This window comes from Streptomyces sp. NPDC056128 (assembly GCF_042263835.1).
Lineage (GTDB): Bacteria > Actinomycetota > Actinomycetes > Streptomycetales > Streptomycetaceae > Streptomyces.
Genome location: NZ_JBHJVQ010000026.1, coordinates 20,644 through 37,579 on the forward strand (window position 1 = coordinate 20,644; position 16,936 = coordinate 37,579).

14 protein-coding genes are annotated in these 16,936 nt (G+C 74.0%); 9 read left to right on the forward strand and 5 right to left on the reverse strand.

Annotated elements, in window-relative coordinates; translation table 11 throughout:
- The first annotated feature begins 140 nt into the window (after positions 1-140).
- The 7 genes from ACFC1X_RS31610 to ACFC1X_RS31640 all read left to right on the forward strand — a co-directional run bounded on the left by ACFC1X_RS31610 (position 141) and on the right by ACFC1X_RS31640 (position 8,871).
- Positions 141-1,115: an alpha/beta hydrolase gene (locus ACFC1X_RS31610; RefSeq protein WP_376360438.1), complete on the forward strand. Its 975-nt coding sequence runs from the start codon at positions 141-143 to the stop codon at positions 1,113-1,115.
- The gene (locus tag ACFC1X_RS31615) at positions 1,115-2,326 is read left to right on the forward strand and encodes an acyltransferase (RefSeq protein ID WP_376360236.1); all 1,212 of its coding nucleotides are present in this window, start codon (positions 1,115-1,117) and stop codon (positions 2,324-2,326) included. The genes ACFC1X_RS31610 and ACFC1X_RS31615 overlap by 1 nt, the downstream gene beginning before the upstream one ends.
- An 87-nt stretch (positions 2,327-2,413) precedes the next feature.
- On the forward strand, positions 2,414-3,652 hold the full coding sequence (locus ACFC1X_RS31620; RefSeq protein WP_376360239.1) for a sensor histidine kinase: 1,239 nt from the start codon (positions 2,414-2,416) through the stop codon (positions 3,650-3,652).
- Positions 3,649-4,323, forward strand: a complete 675-nt coding sequence (locus tag ACFC1X_RS31625) for a response regulator (RefSeq protein ID WP_376360242.1) — start codon at positions 3,649-3,651, stop codon at positions 4,321-4,323. Before ACFC1X_RS31620 ends, ACFC1X_RS31625 begins: the two co-directional genes overlap by 4 nt.
- Positions 4,324-4,488: 165 nt before the next feature.
- The gene (locus ACFC1X_RS31630) at positions 4,489-5,307 is read left to right on the forward strand and encodes an ABC transporter ATP-binding protein (RefSeq protein WP_376360245.1); all 819 of its coding nucleotides are present in this window, start codon (positions 4,489-4,491) and stop codon (positions 5,305-5,307) included.
- Positions 5,304-7,835 (forward strand): ABC transporter permease, encoded by a 2,532-nt coding sequence (locus ACFC1X_RS31635; RefSeq protein WP_376360248.1) that lies wholly within the window; start codon positions 5,304-5,306, stop codon positions 7,833-7,835. Before ACFC1X_RS31630 ends, ACFC1X_RS31635 begins: the two co-directional genes overlap by 4 nt.
- Before the next feature lie 43 nt (positions 7,836-7,878).
- Positions 7,879-8,871, forward strand: a complete 993-nt coding sequence (locus ACFC1X_RS31640; RefSeq protein WP_376360251.1) for an aldo/keto reductase — start codon at positions 7,879-7,881, stop codon at positions 8,869-8,871.
- 146 nt (positions 8,872-9,017) lie between these two features.
- Here ACFC1X_RS31640 and thpR read toward each other — a convergent pair whose 3' ends face one another.
- From thpR to ACFC1X_RS31655, 3 genes are read right to left on the reverse strand one after another with little or no spacing between them, the layout of a single operon-like run.
- On the reverse strand, positions 9,018-9,590 hold the full coding sequence (thpR, locus tag ACFC1X_RS31645) for an RNA 2',3'-cyclic phosphodiesterase (protein WP_376360254.1): 573 nt from the start codon (positions 9,588-9,590) through the stop codon (positions 9,018-9,020).
- 37 nt (positions 9,591-9,627) lie between these two features.
- Complete coding sequence (locus ACFC1X_RS31650; RefSeq protein WP_376360257.1) at positions 9,628-10,989, reverse strand: MFS transporter; 1,362 nt, start codon at positions 10,987-10,989, stop codon at positions 9,628-9,630.
- Positions 10,990-11,016: 27 nt separating this feature from the next.
- On the reverse strand, positions 11,017-11,454 hold the full coding sequence (locus ACFC1X_RS31655) for a MarR family winged helix-turn-helix transcriptional regulator (protein WP_064728496.1): 438 nt from the start codon (positions 11,452-11,454) through the stop codon (positions 11,017-11,019).
- A 156-nt stretch (positions 11,455-11,610) separates the two neighbouring features.
- Here ACFC1X_RS31655 and ACFC1X_RS31660 point away from each other — a divergent pair, with 156 nt between their 5' ends.
- Positions 11,611-11,793 (forward strand): ribbon-helix-helix protein, CopG family, encoded by a 183-nt coding sequence (locus ACFC1X_RS31660; protein WP_064728497.1) that lies wholly within the window; start codon positions 11,611-11,613, stop codon positions 11,791-11,793.
- A gap of 10 nt (positions 11,794-11,803) precedes the next feature.
- On the opposite strand, the gene ACFC1X_RS31665 is transcribed toward ACFC1X_RS31660, so the two are convergent.
- Entirely contained in the window at positions 11,804-13,219 is a 1,416-nt protein-coding gene (locus ACFC1X_RS31665) for an NCS2 family permease (protein WP_376360261.1), read from the reverse strand.
- A gap of 198 nt (positions 13,220-13,417) precedes the next feature.
- On the opposite strand from ACFC1X_RS31665, the gene ACFC1X_RS31670 reads away from it, so the two are divergent.
- Positions 13,418-13,675 (forward strand): DUF2530 domain-containing protein, encoded by a 258-nt coding sequence (locus ACFC1X_RS31670; protein ID WP_376360264.1) that lies wholly within the window; start codon positions 13,418-13,420, stop codon positions 13,673-13,675.
- 103 nt (positions 13,676-13,778) lie between these two features.
- Here ACFC1X_RS31670 and ACFC1X_RS31675 read toward each other — a convergent pair whose 3' ends face one another.
- Complete coding sequence (locus ACFC1X_RS31675) at positions 13,779-16,928, reverse strand: sacsin N-terminal ATP-binding-like domain-containing protein (protein ID WP_376360266.1); 3,150 nt, start codon at positions 16,926-16,928, stop codon at positions 13,779-13,781.
- Between the last annotated feature and the right edge of the window lie 8 nt (positions 16,929-16,936).

Here is a 16,936-nt window from a genome sequence, read left to right on the forward strand (position 1 = left end):
ACCCCCTACCGGGGTATCACCGGCGACCTGGCTCCCCAGGGTGACGCCGAGCCCCCGACCGTCTTCCTACCTTCCTCTCCGTCACGACGGACGAGACAGAGGGAGGCCGACGAATGCTGCGGATGCGCCGGACACACCGGATGCGCCGGTTCGGGAAGACGCTGACCACCGCCGTACTGACCGCGCTGCTGGTCGGCAGCACGGCGGTCTCGGCCTCGGCGGTCGGTGGGGACGCGCCCCTCGGTCCGCCTCCCGGCACCGGCGCCTGGCTGGCGGACGACTCCCTGGGCAGGGAGCTGCCGGACCCCGCCACGGCCACGCCGTCCGAGGTGGCGGCCTTCTTCGCCGGGCTGACCGACGCCCAGAGCCGGCGGCTCGTCGAGGACCACCCCACCGTGGTCGGCAACCTCGACGGCGCCCCCGTGCGGCTCCGCTACGCGGCCAACGCCCCCGCGGGCGACCGGGTCCTGGCGTACGACCCGCGCGGGCGCGGCCTGATCGCGCGGGTCGCGGGCGACCTGGAGAACGCCGCGCACGTGGCGGTGATCGTCCCCGGCTCGGACATCGACCTCTCGACGGCCGACCGTATGGATCGGTGGGCCGCCGGCCTCCAGGCGGCCGCGGGCGACGACACGGCCGTCATCGCCTGGGCCGGCTACACCACCCCCTCCGGCATCGGCCCCGACCTGGCGACCGGCTCGCTCGCCGCGGCCGGTGCCGAGCGCCTGACCCGCCTCACCGACGGCCTGGACGCGGCCGGCCTCCCCGACCCCACCCTCTTCTGCCACAGCTACGGCTCGGTGACCTGCGGCCTCGCCGCCGCCGGCACCGACGCGAGCGACATCGTCGTCATGGGCTCGCCCGGCATGCGCGCCGACGACGTCACCGCGCTCGGCACCGACGCCCGCGTGTGGGCGGCGAAGTCCCCGGACGACTGGATCGACCACGTCCCCAACGTCGAGTTCCTGGGCCTGGGCCACGGCGCGGACCCCACCTCGCCCGGCTTCGGCGCGACCGTCCTGCCCGCCGACGACGTCCCGGCGCACGACGCGTACTTCACCCCCGGCACCTCCACCCTGACCGCGTTCGCGGCGATCGCCGACGGAGACCTGTGATGCGGAACCCCACGAGGCTGACGCGACTCACCGCCGGGATCGACGCCCGGACCCCCGCCCACCGCGACCGCGCGATCGACGGCCTGCGCGCGCTGGCGCTGCTGGCGGTCCCGACCGGCCACTGGCTGGTCGGCGGCTTCACCCTGGACCCCGGCGGCGGCCTGCACAACGCCAGCCCGCTGACGACGTTCGGCGCGCTGGCACCGGCCAGTTGGATCCTCCAGATGCTGGGCGTCTTCTTCCTGGTCGGCGGCTACGCCTCGTACCTCTCCCACCGGCGCCGCAAGGGGTCGGCGGGACAGTGGACGCTCGGTCGCCTCAAGCGCCTGGGCCGTCCCGTCCTCGGCGTCACGGCCGTATGGGCGTTGCTGCTGCCGCTCCTCCACTACGGCCTCGGCGTCCCGACCGCCACCCTGCACACGGCGTCGACCCTGGTCGTCCAACCCCTGTGGTTCGTCGGCGTCTACGCCGTGATCACGGCCCTCACGCCGTACTGCGTCCGCGCCGCGCACCGCCTCGGCGCCTGGTCCGCGGCGCCGCTGCTCGGCTCGGTCGCGGTGGTCGACTTCCTGCGCTACGGGCCGTACGCGGACGCGATGCCGTCCTGGCTGAGCCTGCTCAACCTGCTACCGGGCTGGCTGTTCGCCTACCAGCTCGGCGTCTCCTGGGCGGCCGGACGGCTGGGCCGCCGCGAGGCATGGCTGCTGCTGGCGGGCGGCGCGGCCCTGTTCGCCACCCTGCTGCTCGCCTTCCACTACCCGGCGTCGATGGTGGGCGTGCCCGGCGCCTCGCGCACCAACTCCCACCCGCCGTCCCTGCTGGTCCTGGCGCTCGCGGCCGCCCAGTCCGGCGCGGCGGTCCTGCTGCGCGACCGGCTGGCCCGGCTGCTGCGGCGGCCCGCCCTGTGGGCGCCGGTGGTGGCCGTCAACCTGTCGGCGATGACGATCCTGTGCTGGCACCAGACGGCGATGCTCGCCGCCGCGATCCCCGCCTCCTACGCCGGCGGGCTCCCCGGCCTGACCACCGCGCCGGACACGGCCGGCTGGATCCTGGCGCGGGCGGCCTGGATGCCGCTCTTCGCGGGACTGCTCGTGCTGATCGCGAAGTTCGCCCGGCCCCTGGAGACCCCGTGGAACCACACCGGCACGGCCCGCCGCGCGGCGGCGGGCGTACTGGCGGCGGGCTTCGCCTACTTCGCGCTGGCGGCCTGAGCGACGTAACCGCGCACCCGGGCCCCAACACTGGGACAAAGATCGGAGAACCACTTCGTGCCTCCCGCCACGCATAGGCTGGTGCCCATGACCCCAGTCGAGGAGGAACGCCCGCGCGCGCTGCTCGCGGGGGCTTCGCGGTGGTGGGTACGGCTGCTGCCGTGGGCCGTGGCGTTCGTGCTGTGCGTCGCCCTGCTGCCCACCACCATCGTGGTCCTCACCGCCGACTACGGTCTGGGCGGCGGCCTCGCGAGCGCGCTGGCCGTCGCACAGGCGGCGCCGCTGCTGCTCGCCGTCGTACGCCCGCTGCGGGCCTGGTACGTGATCTTCGCCGCGGACGTGGCCGGGGCGCTGGCCCTGCTCTCCGTCGACTTCGAAGCGCGCCTCCTGTGGCCGTTCCCGCCCATGGAGATCGTCGGGTACGTCGGCCTGTGCCTCGCCCTGGGCCTGCGCGAGCGGCGCCGGACGCTGCTGCTGGTGTGGCTGGCGACGGCGGCCGCGAACGTCGGCCTGGGCTTCGCGGCGCCCCACGGCTTCGGCGCCAAGGGCCTGTTGCTCACCATCCTCGGGGGCGTCGCGCTCCTGCTGGGCGGTGTGCTGCGCGAGCGGTACGAGGTGCAGCGCAGGCTGGTCGAGCAGGAGACGATCAGCGAGGCCGAGCGGGGACGGCGGACGCTGCTGGAGGAACGCGCCCGCATCGCGCGCGAGCTGCACGACGTGGTGGCGCACCACATGTCCGTCATCACGGTGCAGGCGGACACCGCGGAGTACCGCCTCGCGACGCTGCCGCCGGACGTGCGGGAGGAGTTCACCTCCATCGCGGCGACCGCGCGGGAGTCGCTCGGCGAGATGCGACGGCTCCTCGGTGTGCTGCGCAACGAGGAGGCGCACGGCGAGCTGGTGCCCCAGCCGGGTCTCACGCAGATCGCGCAGCTGGTGGAGGCGACGGCGAGGACCGTCGGGCCGGTGGAGTTCACCCCCTGCGACGCGGAAGTGCCGGAGGCGGTGGGGCTCTCGGCGTACCGGATCGTCCAGGAGGCCCTCGCGAACGTCGTACGGCACGCGCCGGGTGCCGCGACGCGGGTGTCGCTGTCGGTGTCGGAGCCCGTCGCGGACGGCGGGGACCGGCTCACCGTCCTGGTCGTCAACGGGCCGCCGCCGGAGCCGCCCGCCGCGCCGCTCGAGGTGGGCGGCACCGGGCACGGCCTGGTCGGCATGCGCGAGCGGGTAAGGATCATCGGCGGCACCCTCGACGTGGGACCGCTGCCGGACGGCGGGTTCCGGATCGCCGCCCAACTTCCCCTGACTGAAGAGGACTTCACATGACCACGCGCGTCATGATCGTCGACGACCAGGCCATGGTGCGGGCCGGTTTCGCCGCGCTGCTGGCCGCGCAGGCCGACATCGACGTGGTGGGCGAGGCCCCCGACGGCGCGCAGGGCGTCGAGCTGAGCCGGCGCACCCGGCCCGACGTCGTGCTGATGGACGTCCGCATGCCCGAGATGGACGGCCTGGAGGCCGCGCGCCGCCTCCTGTCGCCCCCGCCGGGCGTGACCCACCGGCCGCGCGTCCTGATGCTGACCACCTTCGACGTCGACGACTACGTGTACGAGGCGCTGCGGGCGGGCGCGAGCGGCTTCCTGCTGAAGGACGCGCCGCCCGCCGACCTCATCGCGGCGGTACGCGTCGTGGCCTCGGGCGACGCGCTGCTCGCCCCGTCGGTGACGCGCCGTCTGATCGCGGACTTCGCCCGGCAGCGCCCCGCCGGCCGGGGCAAGCCCGCGCTGCGCCTGAAGGCCCTCACCGAACGCGAGACCGAGGTCCTCACCCTGGTGGCCCGTGGCCGGTCCAACACGGAGATCGCCCAGACGCTGGTACTGGCCGAGCAGACGGTGAAGACCCACGTGAGCCGCGTCCTCACCAAGCTCGACCTGCGCGACCGCGCCCAGGCGGTGGTCTTCGCGTACGAATCGGGGCTGGTGGCGCCGGGCGAGTGACCCCCGGGCAGACCCCGTCCCCTCCTCGCCCCCTCCTCCGCCACCCCCTACCCCGGTAGCACCCCCACCTTGGCTCCCCGGTATGACGCCCGGGGCGCAGTCGTAGCCGCACTCTCCATCCCGTCGACATCACGTCGAAGCAGTGAACGGATGAGGAGACGGAACATGAGGCTACGCAGCGGCAAGCGGCAGAAGGCGGACGAGCGGCCGGAGGTGCCGGCCGGGACGCCCGGACTGGCCGTCGAACTGCGCGGTGTCCGGCGGCAGTACGGGCGGGGCGCGGGCACCGTGCACGCGCTCGCGGGCATCGACCTCGCCCTCCCGCGCGGCACGTTCACCGCGGTCATGGGCCCGTCCGGGTCCGGCAAGTCCACCTTCCTCCAGTGCGCGGCCGGGCTTGACCGGCCGTCGGCGGGGTCCGTGCGCCTCGGCGGTACGGAGATCACCGGCATGAGCGAGAACGAGCTGACGGAGCTGCGCCGCAGCCGCCTCGGCTTCGTCTTCCAGGCGTTCAACCTGCTGCCGTCGCTGACCGTGGAGCAGAACGTCCTGCTCCCCCTGCGCCTCGCCGGCCAGCGCCAGGACCGGCGCCGCGCCGCCGCCGTACTCGCCCAGGTCGGGCTGGCCGACAAGGCACGGCGCCGCCCCGGCGAACTCTCCGGCGGCCAGCAGCAGCGCGTGGCCGTCGCCCGCGCCCTGGTCACCACCCCCGACGTGGTCTTCGCCGACGAGCCCACCGGTGCCCTCGACACCGGCACCGCCACCGAGGTCCTCGGCCTGCTCCGGCACGCGGTGGACGTCCTCGGCGCCACCGTCGTCATGGTCACCCACGACCCGGCCGCAGCCGCCTGGGCCGACCGCGTGCTCTTCCTCGCCGACGGCATGTTCGCCGGCAGCCTGGAGCGCGGTTCGGCGGAGCGCATCGCGGCCCGCATGACGGCGCTCACCGCCCGTACGGACGTGATGGCGGGGGTGGCGGCATGAGGAGCCTCGCCCCGAACGGCCTCGCGCGCGCGGCCGTACGCTTCAAACCCGCCTCGTTCGCGGGCACGTTCGTCGCGCTGATGATGTCGGCGCTGATCGTCACGGCCTGCGGCATCCTGCTGGAGAGCGGCGTCCGCGCCTCGGTGCCGGCCGAGCGGTACGCGAACGCCCCGGTGGTCGCGGCGGCCGACCAGTCCGCGCGCCTCGTCGCCGACACCATCGACGGCCCGGAGGAGAGCGCGTTCCCGCTGCCGGACACCGCCCGCGTGGACGCGGGGCTCGCCGCGAAGGCCGCCCGGGCGCCGGGTGCCGCGGCCGCGGTGGCCGACTTCACCTTCCCGGTGCGGCAGGGCGCGGGGCAGCCGGGCGGCGCGGGGCTCACCGGCCACGGCTGGGGCTCGCACGCCTTCACCGGCACCGCGCTGACCGAGGGCGCCGCACCCGGCGCGGGCGAGGTGGTGCTCGACGCCGCCGCGGCCCGTACCGCGCAGGCCGGTGTCGGCGACGCCGTCGCGCTCGAAACGGCCGCCGGACGCGCCGACTTCCGGGTCTCCGGGCTGGCCGAGGCCGGGCCGGGTGACACCGCGGCGACCGGCGCGACCGGCGGTGGCGGTGCCACCGCCTGGTTCGCCGACGCCGAGGCACCCGTGCTGGCCGGGCACCCCGGCAAGGCCGACGCCATCGCCGTACTCGCCGAGGACGGCACCGGCACGGACGCCCTCGCCGCGGCCGTCGAGAAGTCCCTCGCCGGCACCGACGCGCTGATCCGCACCGGCGACGACCGCGGCGAGGTCGAGGATCACGGCCTGGCGTACGCCAAGGAGACCCTCACCGGGCTCGGCGGCTCCTTCGGCGGCGTCGCCACCCTGGTCGCCGTCTTCACCGCGGCCGGCACCGTCGCCCTGTCCGTCGGCCAGCGCGGCCGCGAGTTCGCGCTGCTGCGCGCCGTCGGCGCCACCCCGCGGCAGATCCGCCGCGCGGTCGCCGCCGAGGCACTGCTCGTCGCGCCGCTCGCCGGGCTGCTCGGCTGCCTGCCGGGGATCGCGCTGGCGAACTGGTGGTTCGCGCAGCTGAAGGACCGCGGGGCCGTTCCGGAGGCGGTCGAGCTGCACGTCTCGTGGCTCCCCCTGGTCGCCGCGGTCGGCGCCGGGCTGCTCACGGCGCTCGGCGCGGGCTGGGCGGCCGGGCGCAGGCCCGCGAGGATCAAGCCGGGGCAGGCACTCGCCGAAGCCTCGGTGGAGCGCCTGCGGCCGGGCGTCGTCCGTACCGTCCTCGGGCTGGGCGCCCTGGTCGGCGCGGCGGTCCTGGCCGGCGTCGCCGCCTCCGCCGCCGGTAGCGACGCGGCCAACGCCTCCCTCGGCGTCATCATGCTCTTCATGCTGGCCGTCGCCCTGCTCGGCCCGGTGGTGGCCCGGCTGTGCGCCGCCCTCTTCGGCCTGCTGCTGCGCGGCGGCGGCGCCCCGGCCGCGCTGGCCGCCGCCAACTCCCGTACCAACGCCCGGCGGCTGGCGTCCGCGCTCACCCCGATCGTGATGGCGATGGCCTTCGCCTCGACGCTGGTCTTCATGCACACGAGCGAGAGCCGTACCGCCGAGGACCAGCTCCGCGCCGGCCTCACCGCCGACCACGTCGTCACCGACCCGGCGGGCCTGCCCGCCGACGCCGCCGACCGGGCCGCCCGCGCTCCCGGCGTCGAAGCGGCGGTGAGCCTGCTGGACACGCAGGTGCTGGTGCCCGTCCGGGGCGGCGGCGAGACGTCGCTCCAGGCGTCGGCGACCCAGGGCATCTCGGGCTCCGGCGCCCAGCTCGCCGAGGTGCAGGACCTGGACGTGCGCAGCGGCAGCCTGGACCGCGTGGGTGCGGGCCGGATCGCCGTCGACCGGACGCTCGCCACCGCGGCGGACGTCGAGGTCGGCGACGCACTGCCGCTCTACCTCCCCGACGGCACCCGGGCCCGCCCGGAGGTCGTCGCGGTCTACGGCCGCGGCCTGGGCCTGGCGGCGGTGACCATGGACCGCGCCTCCCTGGCCGGCCACGTCACCTCGGCCTTCGACAGCACGCTGCTGGTGAGCGGCGGCGAGGCCGGGCCGCTCGCCGCGCTCGGCGAGGTCACCGACGCCTCGGGCTACGCCCTCGCGCAGAACGTGGAACGTGAACTCGGCGCCTGGGCCAACTACATGATGGCCGCCGTCCTGGGTGGCTTCGCCGCCGTCGCCGCCGTCAACACCCTGGTGATGACGGTCCTCGACCGGCGCCGCGAACTGACCGCGCTCCGCCTCGTCGGCTCCACCCGCCGCCAGGTGCTGCGCATGCTCCGCTGGGAGTCGCTCCTGGTGTCGGTGGCGGGCGTGGCCCTGGGCACCACCATCGCCATGATCACGCTGACCCCGATGATGCGCGGCCTGACGGGCGAGTCCCCGCACGTCCCGCCGCTGCTGTACGCCACGTTCGCCGCGGTCGTGGTGGCCCTCGGCCTGCTCTCCGTGACGCTCCCCGCCCGGGCGGCACTGCGCGACCGGGACGGCTGAGATCACTTGCCTGGAGCGCACTCCAAGTCGTTGGCTGGAGACCATGGAGTACACGCAGCTGGGACGCACAGGACTCAAGGTCAGCAGGCTCGTCCTCGGGACCATGAACTTCGGTCCGCAGACCGACGAGGCCGACAGCCACGCCATCATGGACGCGGCGCTGGACGCCGGGGTCAACTTCTTCGACACCGCCAACGTGTACGGCTGGGGCGAGAACAAGGGCCGTACCGAGGAGATCATCGGCAACTGGTTCGCCAAGGGCGGCGACCGGCGCGACCGGACCGTCCTCGCCACCAAGGTGTACGGCAACATGGCCGCCGACGGCGAGGCGTGGCCCAACCACGACAAGCTGTCCGCCGTGAACATCCGGCGGGCGGTCGACGCCAGCCTCAAGCGGCTCCGGACGGACCACGTCGACCTGTACCAGTTCCACCACGTCGACCGCGCCACCGGCTTCGACGAGATCTGGCAGGCGATCGACGTCCTGGTCCAGCAGGGCAAGGTGCTGTACGCGGGGTCGTCGAACTTCCCCGGGTACAAGATCGCCCAGGCCAACGAGACCGCCGCCCGGCGCGGCGGCACCATCGGCCTGGTCAGCGAGCAGTGCCTGTACAACCTGGCCGAGCGCCGGGCGGAGATGGAGGTGATCCCGGCCGCGCGGGAGTACGGCCTCGGGGTCATCCCCTGGTCGCCGCTGCACGGCGGGCTGCTCGGCGGCGTGCTCAAGAAGGAGGTGCAGGGCGGACGGCGGGCCTCCGGACGGGCCGCCGACACCCTGGCCGACCCGGCGGGCCGTGCGCGCATCCAGGCCTACGAGGACCTGCTCGACAAGCACGGCGTCGCGCCCGGCGAGGCGGCCCTGGCCTGGCTGCTGACCCGGCCCGGCGTGACCGGCCCGATCGTGGGTCCGCGCACCGCCGAGCAGCTCGGCTCGGCGCTGCGGGCCGTCGAGCTGGAGCTGTCGGAGGAGCTGCTGGCCGGTCTTGACGAGATCTTCCCGGGTCCGGGGCCGTCCCCGGAGGCGTTCGCCTGGTAGCGGCGTGAGCGGGGCGGCGGCCGGCTCACGGCAGGCTCACCACGGCGGGTCAGCCCAGCGCCGCCGCCATCGCCACCACCACGAGCATCAGCACGAGCACACCGGCCATGATCCGGTTACGGGTCTTCGGGTCCACGCCTCCGAGCCTAACCGTAGGCGCCGAGCGGACTGCGGCCGACCGCCTCGTAACGGGGCTGCTCCCCCGGCACACCGGACTTCGGCAGGTGGCTGCGCACCAGCGCCAGGTCGGTCACGGTCCAGGTGCGGCTGGAGAAGCCGTCCAGTGTCTCGACGTAGGGGCGTACGTCGTAGGCGTCCCGGCTGCGGGCCAGCGTCAGGTGGGGCTTGTAACGCCGGTGCTCCCCCGGCGCGACGCCCGCGTTGCGCCCCGCCGACTCCGCCCGCTCGGCGAGCAGCCGCAGCGTCGCGAGGCCACCCTCCGCCCCCACCCACAGGGCCCGCCCGTGCCCGAAGTGCCCGCCGCCGCGCAGCGCCAGCTCGAAGGGTTCGGTGCGGTGCGCGGCCCGCTCCAGCCGGACCGACAGCTCCGGCACGAGGGCGTCGTCCACCTCGCCATAGAAGGCCAGCGTGAAATGCCACCCGGGCCGCCCCGTCCAGCGCAGCCCGTCCGCCCCGGGCAGCCTCCGCAGCCCGGCCACCTCGGCGGCGAGGGCGGCGGTGACGTCCTCGGGGGGCAGGACGGCGGCGAACAGTCTCATGCCGCCAGCCTCCCAGACGCCCGCGCCGCCCGTACGTCTACGCCGCCGGTGCCAGCGCCTCCCGCCGCTCGCGGGGCACGAACCGCACCTGTGGGTGGCCGCGGTGCCAGCCGACCGAGAGGCGCAGGTTGCCGACGCGGGCCAGGACCAGGCCGATGACGATCGCGGCGGTGGCGGCCACCGCGCCGCCCGCGGCGAAGCCGACCCGGGCGCCGTAGGTGTCGGTGACCCAGCCGACGATCGGGGCGCCGACCGGGGAGCCGCCGAGGAAGACCATCATGTACAGGGCCATGACGCGGCCCCGCATGGCCGGGTCGGTGGACATCTGGATGCTGGTGTTGGCGGTGACGTTGACCGTCATGCTGAAGACGCCGATCGGGATCATCAGCAGCGCGAACAGCCACAACCCCGGTGCCGTCGCCGCCACGATCTCCAGCGCGCCGAAGGCCATCGCCGCCGCGATCAGGACGCGCAGCCGGGCCGTGCCGCGCCGGGCGGCGAGCAGGGCGCCGGCCAGGGAGCCGACGGCCATGAGGGTGTTGAAGAGGCTGTACGCCCCGGCGCCCGCGTCGAAGACGTCGTCGGCGAAGGCGGACAGGAAGACCGGGAAGTTGAAGCCGAAGGTGCCGATGAAGCCGACCAGGGTGATGGTCCAGATCAGCTCGGGGCGTCCGGCGACGTAGTGCAGGCCCTCGCGCAGCTGGCCCTTGCCGCGCGGGGCGCGCTGGACGGCGTGCAGGTCGCGGGCGCGCATCAGCAGCAGGCAGCTGAGCGGCGCGACGAAGGAGAGGCCGTTGGCGAGGAACGCCCAGCCGGTGCCCACCCCGGTGATCATGAGACCGGCGACGGCGGGGCCGACCAGCCGGGCGGACTGGAAGTTCGCCGAGTTGAGGCTGACCGCGTTCTGGAGCTGGTCCCGGCCGACCAGCTCGGAGACGAAGGACTGCCGGGCCGGGTTGTCGACCACGGTCGCCAGGCCCATCGCGAAGGCGGCGACGTACACGTGCCAGACCTGGACGTGGCCGGTCAGGGTGAGGACGGCGAGGAAGAGCGCGGTCAGGGCCATCGCGGACTGGGTGACCAGCAGCGTGGGGCGCTTGCGCAGGCGGTCGACGAGGACACCGCCGTAGAGGCCGAAGAGGAGCATCGGCAGGAACTGGAGGGCGGTGGTGATGCCGACGGCCGCCGAGGAGCCGGTGAGGCTGAGCACCAGCCAGTCCTGGGCGATGCGCTGCATCCAGGTGCCGATGTTGGAGACGACCTGGCCCATGAAGAACAGGCGGTAGTTCCTGACCTTCAGGGAGGCGAACATCGAGGTCTTGCGGGAAGCGTCGGGGGTGGTCGGGTCGTCGTGGCCGTCAGGTGCGGGGGCGGAAGCTGCTCCGGATCCCGTACTCAAAAGGGTTCGCCTCCTCGCGAGAACTGCTTACTTGTGGGCGAGCTTCTCCAGCACGGGGGCGGCGGCGCGCAGTTTCGCCCACTCGTCCTCGTCGAGTCCCTCGACCAGCGTGGCCAGGAACGCGTTCCGCTTGCGGCGGCTCTCGTCGAGCATCACCACGGCCTGCTCGGTCTGCGTCACGACCTTCTGACGCCGGTCCTCGGGATGCGGCTCGAGCCGGACCAGGCCCTTCGCCTCCAGCAGCGCCACGATGCGGGTCATCGAGGGCGGCTGGACGTGTTCCTTGCGGGCGAGTTCGCCCGGGGTCGCGCTGCCGCAGAGCGACAGGGTGCCGAGCACCGACATCTCGGTCGGGCTGAGCGACTCGTCGACCCGCTGGTGCTTGAGCCGACGGGACAACCGCATCACGGCGGAGCGCAGGGAGTTCACGGCGGCGGCGTCGTCGCCATGCTTGAGGTCCGGCATGTTCCTTAGCCTAACTCATTAGTCTCGCGAAATACCACCGCACATGCGCCCGCGTGCCCGTGACGCACGCCACCGAAACCCGCGGTTCACCCGTACGAGTGAGTCGTTTCCGGAAATCGGAGCATCACCCGCCCGGCGGGGGCGACCCTCGACCGCATGGGGACCAGCGTGCTCAGCCTGCGGATGGACGGGGAGCTGCTCGAACGGCTCCGGCACCATGCGGCGAAAAGGGGAATGAGCGTCCAGGACTATGTCGTCCGGACGCTCATTCGGGATGACTTCGACGAGCGGTTCCAGTCCGCCGTGGAGGAGACGGAACGGTTCTACGGGGTCACCTGAGCCCCACCGGTCAGGTCAGGCCGAGGGCCGGCATCAGGTAGTAGAAGGCGAAGACCGCCGACACCACGTACATCGTGACCGGGACCTCGCGGCCCCGTCCGGCCGCCAGGCGCAGCACCGAGAAGGTGATGAAGCCCATGCCGATGCCGTTGGTGATCGAGTACGTGAACGGCATCATCAGCATCGTCACGAAGGCCGGGACGGCGATCGTGAAGTCCGACCAGTCGATCTCCCGGACCGAGCCGGCCAGGATCAGGAAGCCGACCGCCACCAGTGCCGGGGTGGCCGCCTGCGAGGGGACCATGGTGGCGACCGGGGTGAGGAACAGCGCCAGGGCGAAGAGCCCGCCCGTGATGATGTTCGCGAAGCCGGTGCGGGCGCCCTCGCCGACGCCGGCCGTGGACTCCACGAAGCAGGTGGTGGCCGAGGCGGAGCTGGCGCCGCCCGCGGCGACCGCGATGCCGTCCACGAACAGGACCTTGTTGATGCCCGGCATCTGGCCCTCGCCGTCGGTCAGCTTGGCCTCGTCGCTGACGCCCATGATCGTGCCCATCGCGTCGAAGAAGCACGACAGCAGCACGGTGAAGACGAACAGCACGCCGGTCAGGACACCGACCTTCTCGAACCCGCCGAACAGGCTGACCTCGCCGACCAGCCCGAAGTCGGGCGTGGCGACGGGGTTGCCCGGCCACTCCGGCGTGGTCAGACCCCAGGAGGGAATGTCGGCGACGGCGTTGATGATCACCGCGACGACGGTCATCACGACGATCGAGATCAGGATGGCGCCGGGGGTCTTGCGGACGATCAGCGCGAGGGTCAGCAGCACACCGAGGACGAAGACCAGCACCGGCCAGCCCTCCAGGTGGCCACCGGTGCCCAGCTGGAGCGGGACGGTGGTCTGCGCGGCGTCGGGCATCCGGGTCACGAAGCCGGAGTCGACGAGACCGATCAGCATGATGAACAGGCCGATACCGATGGCGATGGCCTTGCGCAGGCCGTAGGGCACGGCGTTCATCACGCGCTCGCGCAGACCGGTGGCGACCAGCAGCATGACGACGAACCCGGCCAGCACGACCATGCCCATGGCGTCCGGCCAGGACATCCGCGGGGCGAGCTGGAGGGCGACGACGGAGTTCACGCCGAGACCGGCGGCCAGCGCGATCGGGACGTTGCCGATGACACCCATCAGCAGCGTGGTGAACGCGGCCGTGAGCGCGGTCGCGGTGACCAGCTGACCGTTGTCGAGCTGGTTGCCGTACATGTCCTTCGCGCTGCCCAGGATGATCGGGTTCAGCACGATGATGTACGCCATCGCGAAGAAGGTGGCCAAGCCGCCACGGATCTCACGGGGCAGGGTGCTGCCGCGCTCGGAGATCTTGAAGTAGCGGTCGAGGGGGGAGACCTTGGCGGAGGCCGAGGTGGGCATGCGGAGACCTCATCACCAACAGCAGGTTCCCCCACGGCCTCGTCGGTGTTTCTGCGCTTGGAGTTTTCTACGAAAGAAAATGGTCAGAGACAAACGGGTTCAGTATGAACGTATGAGCCCGGGATCGCTATCTCCGCGCGTAGACCCCGAGGGCGCCGCGCCGACAACCCGTTCGCCCGCTCCTCGTAAGCTGTACGCATGAAGAAGTGGACACCCACGCACGAGGCGCCGGAGCCCCTGGAGGGCCCCGTGGTTCCGACCATCATCGGCGGCACCGTCCTGTGGTTCGTCCTCTTCCTGGCGCAGCTCCCGTTCTACGGCTGGTTCGACGACCACGGCCACACCTGGTGGGTGTGGACCTGCCTGGCCGGAGCCGGACTCGGCCTGATCGGCATCTGGTACGTCCGGGGCCGCGAGGCCGCCCTGCGGCGGGCGGCGCGGGACGACGCGCGATAGCCGGGGCCACCGCTTCCCGACGTGAGTCCGATGCCCCAGGGGCGCGGGGAACTGCGCGACCAGCCACCACGGCGCCGCAGTGAACCACGTACGGAAACCCGCGTCAGTCGAACCAACGGTCCCTGGCCAGCTCCTCCGTCCGGGACTCGTCCTCCAGCAACGCCGCGACTTCAAACCTCCGCGGCCACTGCCCCGCCGCCCAGGCCAGCCCCGCGGCAACCCCCTCCAGCGTCGCCGCGTGCAACGCCCCGTCGTCCGTCAGCCGCCAGTCGATCTCCACACCGTCGACGACCAGTTCCTCGTGCTCCACGTACGACGCCGGGGTCCGCGCCCCGAGCAGCACCCGCACCGGCTCCGGCACGTCGTGCTCGGTGCCCTCGGAGTCGACGTGCCCGGTGACGGACTCGCTCAGCCGCCGCACCTGGAACAGCTCCGCCAGCTCGCCGGCCCGGGCCGGCCGTACCGGCAGCAGCGGCACACCGGAGGTGAAGGGCAGCAGGTCCGGCGAGTCGACCACGACCGCGTCGGCGGCGTCCACCACGCGCACCTCGCCGTCGACCACGGCCCGCACGTCGTCCGGCAGGGTGACCTGCTCCGGGTCCAGTTCGGCCAGCGCGCCGTACAGGGCGTGCAGTTGGGCGGCCGTGACCGGGCGGCCGGGGTCGGCGAGGCGGTCGAGGAGTTCGGCCGCGCCGCCGGGTTCGTCGAGGAGCGCGGCGACCGAGGTGCGCACGCCCAGCGCCCGCAGCACCTGCTCGTCCTCGAAGCCGGAGGCGTCGGCCTCGTCGTACAGGCCCCGCAGCAGCGGGTCGGAGCCCGCCGCGCGCAGTCCGGCGGGGCGCCGTCCGCCGAGCACCGGGTGCCCGCGCAGCCACCACGCGGTGTACGGCCGTACGACCTCGTGGGTGCCGTCGGGCAGCAGCACGCGGACCGGCTGGACGAGCGCGTCGCGCAGGGGCGGCCGGGACAGCAGGGCGAGGGCCTCGGGCCACCGGTCGTCGTCCACCAGGTCCAGGTCGCGCACGGCGACGATCTCGGTGGCGACCGGCGGCACGGGGGTGTCCGGGAAGCGGTCCAGGACGTCCTCGCTCCACACGTCCACGGCGTCCAGCAGCCCGGCGTCGTCGGGTTCGGCGAAGTCGCCCTCGCGGGGCTCCAGTTCGTCCGGGTCGAGGACGACGTCGGTGGCGCGGACGAGGGCGAAGGTGACGAGCACACCGCAGGCGGCCAGCGCGTCCGCGCCCCACTTCTCGGCCAGCTCCGCGTCCACGGCGGCGACCTCGTCCTCGCGCATGACCCGCGCGAACGGGCCGCCCGGGAAGACGAGTTCGCCAGCCGGGGAGAGTTCGCCGTCCTCGTCGGGCAGGGCGAGCGCGCCCAGCCAGGGCTCGTCCCCGGCGTCGAGTCCGGCGTCGCGGACCAGGCCGAGGACGGTGTCGGCCAGTTCCTCGGCGTCGAGGGCGTCCTCCTCCCAGTTCACGCCGCCGTCGTCCTCCAGCGAGGCGGCCACGGCGGCCCGGACCTGCGGGGTGGTGAGCACGGCACGCGGGGTGGCCGGGAGGGCGCCGAGCTTCTCCAGGAGCGGATGGGCGGCGTCCGGATGGGCGATCTTCAGGCCGAGGCGGGTGAGCACCTCCGGGTCGAGGGAGGCGGCCTCCGGGGACGGCAGCAGCACCTGCCGGGGCCCGATGGTCGTCCGCACCGCGCCCGTCCCGAAGCCCTGGGAGGCGCCCCCGGCCAGCGGTACCGGCAGCCCCGAGAGCCGGTCGGGATCGACGCCGGCGAGGCTGTCGTAGAGCCGGTGCCACCAGCCCGGATCCTTCTCGAGACCGGCCAGCCGGTCGATCGCGTCGGTCAGCGGCACCCGGGCGACGCCGAGCGTGCGCAGCTCCACCCGGCGTTCGAGCCCGGCGGGCAGCAGCGTCGGCAGCACCTCGGCGAGGACCCGCACGGTGTCGGCGCCGGCGCCCTCCACCACCTCGGCGTCGCGCGGGCGCAGGGAGTCGGGCAGGTCGGGGTCGTCGCCGGGTTCCGCGGCGGGCGGCAGGAAGGCGGTGCGCGGCAGCCGTTCGAGGATCGCCTGGCGCAGCGCGCCGTCCAGCTCCCCCTTGCCCAGCGGGCCGGGCACGAGGCCGATGAGACCGGAGGTGACCGGGCGCCAGTCGGCGAGCAGCCCGGCGTAGGCGTCGGCGGCCCGCTCGGTCAGGAAGCCGGTCAGCGGGCCGGGCGCGGCGTGCCGGCGGGTGGAGTCCAGCGGGAAGGAGGCGATGAGCAGAGCGGGCACGCCGAGCGGTTCGTCGCTGGGCGTGGGCGCGTGCACCACCGGGCTGGTGCGGGGCCGCGCCGGGGCGCCGTCGGCGTCGACCGGCACCGCCCAGGTCACGGACCAGTGCGGGCGCAGCCGCTCCTCGACCGGCCGGTCGGCGAGCAGGTCGGGGGTGAGCGGGCCGTGCGCGGCGGCGGTACGCCAGCGGGTGGTGCCCTCGCGGGAGTCCTCGACGACGGTGAGGGCGCCCTCGGTGCGGCGGGACAGCGTACGGACGTCGTCCGCGACCTCGACCACGACCTCCGCCAGGCCCGGCAGGGCGAGCAGCAGGGCGTCGTCCACGGCGTGCAGGAGCCGTTCGGCGAGGTCGGCGGCGGCCGTGTCGCGCAGCGGGAGGATGACGGCCGTGTCGTACGGGCCGGGGGCGCTGCCCTCGGCGGAGAACGGCAGCCGCAGCAGCGGTACGTGCCCGTCGCGCCGCCGGATCTCGTCGCCCAGGCCGGGGCTGTGCCCGGCGGTGTCGGCGGCCAGGTCGCGGGCCTCGGCCAGGGACCAGCGGACCCCGCCGTGCCGGCTGACGACGGCGGGCTCGTCGGTGACGGCCAGGACGGCGGCGAAGCCGACCCCGAACCGGCCGACGGCACTGTCCCCGGCGTCCCGCTTGGCGGAGGCGCGCAGCGTGGACAGCGACTCGACGCCGGTCGCGTCCAGCGGGGCGCCGGTATTGGCGGCCACGAGGACGCCGTCGCGCAGGGTCAGCCGGAGCCGCCCCGGCACGCCGGAGCGGGCGGCGGCGTCGGCGGCGTTCTGCGCCAGCTCGACGACCAGCCGGTCGCGGTAGCCCCCGAGGACGAGGTCCTCCTCCGCGTTGGCGTCCTCACGGAACCGCGCCGGGCTCGTCGCCCAGGCGTCCAGCACCCCGCGCCGAAGACGTCCCGTACCGAACGGATCGGCCCCCTCGGCGGCAGGCTGCACGAACATGCTCACGGTGACTC

Coding starts and splice junctions, on each gene's coding strand:
- ACFC1X_RS31610 (WP_376360438.1), top strand. CDS start 141: ATGCGCCGGTTCGGGAAGACGCTGACCACCGCCGTACTGACCGCGCTG.
- ACFC1X_RS31615 (WP_376360236.1), top strand. CDS start 1,115: ATGCGGAACCCCACGAGGCTGACGCGACTCACCGCCGGGATCGACGCC.
- ACFC1X_RS31620 (WP_376360239.1), top strand. CDS start 2,414: ATGACCCCAGTCGAGGAGGAACGCCCGCGCGCGCTGCTCGCGGGGGCT.
- ACFC1X_RS31625 (WP_376360242.1), top strand. CDS start 3,649: ATGACCACGCGCGTCATGATCGTCGACGACCAGGCCATGGTGCGGGCC.
- ACFC1X_RS31630 (WP_376360245.1), top strand. CDS start 4,489: ATGAGGCTACGCAGCGGCAAGCGGCAGAAGGCGGACGAGCGGCCGGAG.
- ACFC1X_RS31635 (WP_376360248.1), top strand. CDS start 5,304: ATGAGGAGCCTCGCCCCGAACGGCCTCGCGCGCGCGGCCGTACGCTTC.
- ACFC1X_RS31640 (WP_376360251.1), top strand. CDS start 7,879: ATGGAGTACACGCAGCTGGGACGCACAGGACTCAAGGTCAGCAGGCTC.
- thpR (WP_376360254.1), bottom strand. CDS start 9,590: ATGAGACTGTTCGCCGCCGTCCTGCCCCCCGAGGACGTCACCGCCGCC.
- ACFC1X_RS31655 (WP_064728496.1), bottom strand. CDS start 11,454: ATGCCGGACCTCAAGCATGGCGACGACGCCGCCGCCGTGAACTCCCTG.
- ACFC1X_RS31660 (WP_064728497.1), top strand. CDS start 11,611: ATGGGGACCAGCGTGCTCAGCCTGCGGATGGACGGGGAGCTGCTCGAA.
- ACFC1X_RS31665 (WP_376360261.1), bottom strand. CDS start 13,219: ATGCCCACCTCGGCCTCCGCCAAGGTCTCCCCCCTCGACCGCTACTTC.
- ACFC1X_RS31670 (WP_376360264.1), top strand. CDS start 13,418: ATGAAGAAGTGGACACCCACGCACGAGGCGCCGGAGCCCCTGGAGGGC.